Origin of the sequence: Pseudomonas sp. G1002 (assembly GCF_013385455.1) — a bacterium.
GTDB lineage: Bacteria > Pseudomonadota > Gammaproteobacteria > Pseudomonadales > Pseudomonadaceae > Aquipseudomonas.
In genome coordinates this window covers 87,196-93,266 of the sequence record NZ_JACAPY010000020.1, presented here as the reverse complement: position 1 = coordinate 93,266, position 6,071 = coordinate 87,196, and the positions used below count along the sequence as shown (strand labels likewise).

The following is a 6,071-nucleotide window of genomic DNA, read 5'->3' as shown; positions in this document are numbered from 1 at the left end:
CCTGCGATGGCATCAACTGGGTCTGCCTGATGCACCGAGTTGTCTGCATCGCCGGCAAGCCAGCTCCTACAGAAAAGCAGCTCTGCTTTCGCTCTGGTTTTTGATCTGGCTTTTAACACTCAGGTCGGCTTTCAGGCCGCCGTGCTTTTGCTTTTGATTTTGATCTTGATCTGACTGCCCCNNAACGCAGGTATTGCGGAGCGGGTAAACCGGCAGGACGCCGGTTTAGCCGCGCCGGGCCATGGATGGCCCGTCGCGGCGGCCCGCGGAGTAATGCCGGAGTGAGGGAACGCCGAGCCTAGGCGAGGCGCCGACAGGCGGGGCAGAGCGCTTTGGTTACTTTGCCGCTTTTGCAAAGTGACTCGCTGTAAGAGCGAAACCATAAGTCGCCGTGACCTAAATAACGGATATGCCCCCAATCAATGCGCAATACACACCGACTTCAGCTCGGTATAAGCCTCAATCACCGCCCGCCCAAACTCCCGCCCCATCCCCGATTGCTTCACCCCGCCAAACGGCATCGCCGGGTCCAGCAACACATGCGCATTCACCCAAACCGTCCCCGCCTCGATCCGCGGCACCAGGTTCATCGCCTTACCCAGATCATTGGTCCAAAGACTGGCCGCCAACCCATACCGATTGTCATTGGCCAACTCAATCACCGCATCCTCATCATCAAACGCCATCACCCCCAACACCGGCCCAAACACCTCCTCCCGGGCCACCGCCATCCCATGATCGATATCCGCCAAAATCGTCGGCCGCACATAAAACCCCTCACCCGCAACCTCATCCCCACCGATCACCACCCGCGCCCCTTCAGCCCGGGCCTGCTCGATATGGCGCAGTACCCCTTGCTGCTGCTTGCGCGACACCAACGGATTAATCGCCGCCTCACCATCCATCCCCGCCCCCAACGGCATCACCGACACCGCAGCCGCCAACCCCTCGACAAACCGGTCATACACTGAACGATGCACATAAAAGCGCGAAGCCGCCGCACACACCTGCCCGTTGTTCAGCAACCCACCCAGGATCGCCCCCTGGATCGCCTTATCAATATCCGCATCCGCCAACACGATCATCGGATTCTTGCCCCCCAACTCCAGGGCAAACCGCGTCATGTTCTCCATGCACGCCACCCCCACGCTCTTGCCCACCGCAGTCGAACCGGTAAACGACACCTTGCTCACCAACGGATGAGCAGTCAGAACGCCCCCCACCGAGGCCCCGCCGCCGGTCACCACGTTGAACACCCCCGCCGGAATCCCCGCCTCCAGCGCCAGCTCCGCCAGGCGCATCGCCGTCAGCGGCGTTTCCATCGCCGGCTTGATGATCACCGTGCACCCGGTCGCCAGCGCCGGCATCAATTTCCAGGCCGCAATCAGCAGCGGGAAATTCCACGGCACGATGCCCACCACCACGCCCACCGGCTCGCGCTTGGTGAACGCAGTGAACCTGGCCCCCGGCGGCAAAGGGATGGACACGTCAAAGGTCTGCCCTTCGATCTTGGTCGCCCAGCCCGACATGTAGCGCATGAACTCCACCGCGGCGTTCAGATCCAGCCCCCGCGCCAGGTTGATCGACTTGCCCTGGCTCAGGGTTTCCAGCTGCGCCAGCTCCTCGGCATGGGTCTCAACCAACGCGGTGAAGTTCAGCAAAATCCGCTCACGGTCGGCCGGGCGCAATCCAGACCACACGCGGGACTTGAACGCCGCATGGGAAGACTGCACCGCCTGCTCCACCACGTGCAGCGGCGCGTCGAGGGTTTCGCACAGGGTTTGCCCGGTGGCCGGGTTGATCACCTTGATGTGTTCGCCCTCGGCAAATACCCACTGGCCATCGATAAAGCAGCCATGACGACGGTCCAGGAATGCAGCCACCTGCGGCAGGATTTCAACGTTGCTCATGATTCACCTGTATTCAATGTTGTTCTTTGAGAAAGCAGGCGACCGCTTGGCGATCGTCGGCCGAAGCCAGGCCCATGTAGGGCATGTAGGTGCCAGGCACAAACGCCTGGGGTTGGGTGATGAATTGCGCGATGGTCTCGGCTTGCCACTCGACGTTTTTGTCACGCATCGCCTGGGAGTAGCTGAAGCCCGCCAGGGAGCCGGATTTACGCCCGTAAACGCCTGCCAGGTTCGGCCCCATCATTGTCGCGCCGCCCTTCGCCACCGCATGGCACACGCTGCATTCGTTGGCGAAAACCTGGGCGCCACGGCTCTGGTCAGGGCTGCATTCAGCGGCGAATGCGCTGTGGGCCAGGACCAGCGACAGCAGGCCGGCCAGGGAAAATCTGTGTGCAGTGAACATAGAAAAACGACCTTGGAAATCATCGAAGTTGCCGACGATTGTCAGGGCTCAAGGTCGCTCGGGTTTTGCCCTGCGTGCCAGTCGTATTGGCCGGGCTGCCAAACCGTGGATTCTGGCAAGCACAGTCAAGTCTTTGGCAACCAGACAAAAGGCACGTCACTTCGCCAGCATTAGTATCGCGGCAGACCCCAACCCTGTGGTCATGAACAAGAATGGATGCCACACCATGCTCAAGTCCCCCTTGCTTCGTCTCTCGACCCTCGCGCTGATGATCGGTGCCAACCCGGCCGGCGCTTATGAGCTGTACGCCGATGACAGCAGTCATCTGAACGCCACGCTGGAAGCGGTATTCGGTGCCTTCCACAGCCAGCAGAACTACAGTCAATCCGGCCGCCTGGCCAAGGGCTCCTCGTCCTGGCGCGAGGGCTACGTGAAGTACGGCCTGAGCTTCGACAAAAGCTTCAGCGGCGCCGGCACCACCTACGGTGCGGCCAACCTGCTGAGTTCCGGCACCTGGGGCGACGGCGATGCCGCAGGTTTCAGCGACGGTTCGGAGCGCACCACAAAATTCGAAGACGCCTACCTCGGCTGGCGCTCGGGCAAGTTGTTTGAGGCCTTGGGCGAGAATGGCGTGGACCTGTCCTTCGGCCGCCAGAACATCGTGGTCGGCGACGGTTTCCTGATTGACGGCGACGCGCTGAACTTCGGCAAGGGCGTGGCCGATGGCGACCTCAATCGCGGCGGCGGCTACTACGTCGCCGCCCGCAAGGCATTCGACGAAACCGCCGTGTTGCGCCTGGGCGGCAAGGACGGCTGGCGCAGCGACCTGATGTGGCTCAAGTCCGATAACCGTGCCCAGGCCAAGACCGAGATGTACGTCGCCACCCTCGAACACGTGGCCGCCGAAGGCACCGTGGGGCTGACGTACATCGACACCACCGACGTCGACAAGCAGTACGCCTCCCCCACGCAGCTGGAACGTGATGGCATGAAGACCTACAGCCTGCGGGCCACGGGCAATGCCGGGGTGACCAACCTGTTCCTGTCCGGCGAATACGCCTGGCAGGACAAGCCCCACACCGGCAACGAAGACGCCTGGTACCTGGAAGCTGGCTGGACCTTCTCCGACGTGACCTGGACGCCGTATGTGAGCTACCGCTACAGCCGCTTCTCGGAAGGCTTCGACCCGCTGTTCTACGGTTTCAGCCGTGGCTACGGCACCTGGTTCCAGGGTGAAGTGGCGGGCAACTACGCCGGGCCGTTCAACAACAACTCACGCATCCAGAACGTCACGTTCAAGGTTTCGCCCCTGCAGAACCTCAACGTCGGCGCGGTGTTGTTCGACTTCAAGACCATCGACCGCAACCTCGGCAACAACGACGGCCACGAGCTGGACCTGTACGCCGAATGGCACGTCAACGACCACCTGACGGTGATGCCGCTGATCGGCCTGTACCAGCCGGACAAGAGCGCCGAGCAAGGCGGCACGCAGCTGGGCAACCACGATAAAAACCTCTACAGCCAAGTGGTGTTCGCCACTAACTTCTAAGCCCGGCCGGGGCGGTGGCGCCGCCATCGCCCCGCCTGGCCAAGGCCTTCGCAATGCACAAGAAATTCCTCACGATCCAGAGCAAGATCGCCCTGCTCGCCGGCCTCTGCCTGTTATTGGTAGTCAGCCTGCTGATGAGCCTGTCGCTGTACCAGACCCACCAGAGCAGCCAGCACGTGGCCCAGGCCAGCAGCGACATGCTCGCTGCCGCCGCCAAGGAACACATGCAGGCCCTGGGGCAAGTTCAGGCCATGCAGGTGCAACGCACCTTCATGCAAACCCATGAATACGGCCAGGGCTTGTCGCGTTATGTGCTGTACCTGCGGCAACTGCAACAACAGGGCAAACTGACCCGCCCAGAGTTGCGCCAGGAGCTGAATACCCAGCTGCGCCAGGCCCTGGTCGACAAGCCCGACCTGCTCGGGATTTACGTCATTTTCGAAGCCAATGCCCTGGACGGTGACGATGCCCAGTTCGTCGACCAGGCCGCCGTCGGCAGCAACGAGGCCGGGCGCTTCGCCCAATACTGGGTGCAGGCCACCCCGGGTGAACTGACAGCGGTAGTCGGCGACGAAGCGCTGCTGGCCAATACCTCGCCCGGCCCCAGCGGCGCGCCGTACAACGCCTTCTACACCTGCGCCCGCGACACCGCCAGGGCCTGTGTGCTGGAGCCGTATTTCGACGAGGCTTCCGGCAGCCGCAAGCTGGTGACCAGCATTGCGTTCCCGCTGATGGAGCACGGCAAGGTGATCGCGGTGATTGGCCTGGACATCAACCTGGCGGCCTTGCAACAGGCCAGCCATACCAGCGCCGGGCAACTGTTCGACGGCCACGGGCAAGTCAGCATCGTCAGCCCCAAAGGCGTGATTTCCGCCTACAGCGAGGACGCCAGCCGCCTCGGGCAGCCGATCAGCGAAGTCATGCACGATGGCGCCCAGGTACTGGACGCGTTGCGCCAGGGGCAACCGCAAACCTTTGTCGATCAACAGCAAATCAAGCTACTCGAACCGCTGGCACCGATTGCCGGTGCCGCACCGTGGGGCGTTCTGGTGGGCGTGCCGCAGTCGGTGCTGCTGGCGCCGGTCACTGCGCTGCAACAGCAACTCGATGCCCAAGGGGTGAAAAGCACCGCCCTGGAACTGCTGCTGGGTGGCGGCTCGGCCCTGCTCGGCCTGCTGTTGATCTGGTACGCCGCGCTGCGCATCACCCGGCCGCTGCAAACCCTGACCCGGGTGATGGAGGACATTTCCCGTGGCGAAGGCGACCTGACGCGGCGGCTGGAGGTGCAATCCCGGGACGAGATCGGCCAGTTGGCCAGCGCCTTCAACCGTTTTGTCGAACGCATCCACCAGTCGATCCGCGAAGTGTCTTCAGCGGGGCTCGGGGTCAACCAGGTGGTCAAGCGGGTGCTGCTGGCCTCGAATTCCTCGCTGAACAACTTCGATGAACAGGCGACCCGCACCAACAGTGTCGCGGCGGCGATCAACGAACTGGGCGCCGCCGCCCAGGAAATCGCCCGTAATGCCTCCGATGCTTCGCAGCAAGCCTCCGACGCCCGGCAACAGGCTGAGGACGGGCGCCAGGTGGTGGAGCGCACGATTGCCGTGATGAATGAACTGTCGGGCAAGATCAGCGCCTCGTGCGTGCACATCGATGCGCTGAATCACAAGACGGTGAACATCGGGCAAATCCTGGAGGTGATCAAGGGCATCTCCCAGCAGACCAATCTGCTGGCACTGAACGCCGCCATTGAAGCGGCCCGGGCCGGTGAGGCCGGGCGCGGGTTTGCGGTGGTGGCCGATGAGGTGCGCAGCCTGGCCTATCGCACCCAGGAGTCGGCGCTGGAGATTCAGCAGATGATCGAAGAGCTGCAGGTGGGCGCACGGGAATCCGTCAGCACCATGACCGAGAGCCAGCAGCACAGCGAGGAAAGCGTGAGCATCGCCAACCTGGCGGGTACGCGGCTGGCCAGCGTGACGCAGAGGATTGGTGAGATTGATAACGTCAACCAGTCGGTAGCGGCGGCGACCGAGGAACAGACGTCGGTGGTGGAAGCGCTGAATGTGGACATTACCGAGATCAATATGCTGAACCAGGCCGGGGTGGAAAACCTGCAGTCGACGCTGCAGGCCTGTACCGAGCTTGAGCGTGAAGCGGAACGCTTGAATCAGCTGGTGGGCAGCTTTCGCATCTGACCAACAACTACCCC

The 6,071-nt window shown here is 62.6% G+C and carries 4 protein-coding genes and 1 pseudogene; 3 read left to right on the top strand and 2 right to left on the bottom strand.

Translation table 11 applies throughout. The features are described from left to right. Positions 1-419: 419 nt before the first annotated feature. Together HX801_RS10885 and HX801_RS10880 are read right to left on the bottom strand one after the other, a co-directional pair. On the bottom strand, positions 420-1,910 hold the full coding sequence (locus HX801_RS10885; RefSeq protein WP_177022060.1) for an aldehyde dehydrogenase family protein: 1,491 nt from the start codon (positions 1,908-1,910) through the stop codon (positions 420-422). A gap of 13 nt (positions 1,911-1,923) precedes the next feature. Beyond that, positions 1,924-2,313, bottom strand: coding sequence for a cytochrome c family protein (locus tag HX801_RS10880; protein ID WP_003212617.1), 390 nt, complete (start codon positions 2,311-2,313; stop codon positions 1,924-1,926). A 226-nt stretch (positions 2,314-2,539) separates the two neighbouring features. Between HX801_RS10880 and HX801_RS10875 the strand changes: the two genes are divergently transcribed. The 3 genes and pseudogenes from HX801_RS10875 (at position 2,540) to HX801_RS32275 (ending at position 6,057) form a co-directional block, all read left to right on the top strand. Beyond that, a complete protein-coding gene (locus HX801_RS10875) occupies positions 2,540-3,862 on the top strand; it encodes a hypothetical protein (protein WP_177022059.1) in 1,323 nt (440 codons plus the stop codon). 53 nt (positions 3,863-3,915) lie between these two features. Continuing rightward, positions 3,916-5,202 (top strand): annotated as a pseudogene (locus HX801_RS32280) (HAMP domain-containing protein); the annotation flags it as partial. 24 nt (positions 5,203-5,226) lie between these two features. Next, complete coding sequence (locus tag HX801_RS32275) at positions 5,227-6,057, top strand: methyl-accepting chemotaxis protein (RefSeq protein WP_371316564.1); 831 nt, start codon at positions 5,227-5,229, stop codon at positions 6,055-6,057. Positions 6,058-6,071 lie beyond the last annotated feature (14 nt).

Bases quoted from the DNA above. Each gene is read 5' to 3' on its own strand.
- HX801_RS10875 (WP_177022059.1), top strand. From the start codon at position 2,540: ATGCTCAAGTCCCCCTTGCTTCGTCTCTCGACCCTCGCGCTGATGATC.
- HX801_RS10885 (WP_177022060.1), bottom strand. From the start codon at position 1,910: ATGAGCAACGTTGAAATCCTGCCGCAGGTGGCTGCATTCCTGGACCGT.
- HX801_RS10880 (WP_003212617.1), bottom strand. From the start codon at position 2,313: ATGTTCACTGCACACAGATTTTCCCTGGCCGGCCTGCTGTCGCTGGTC.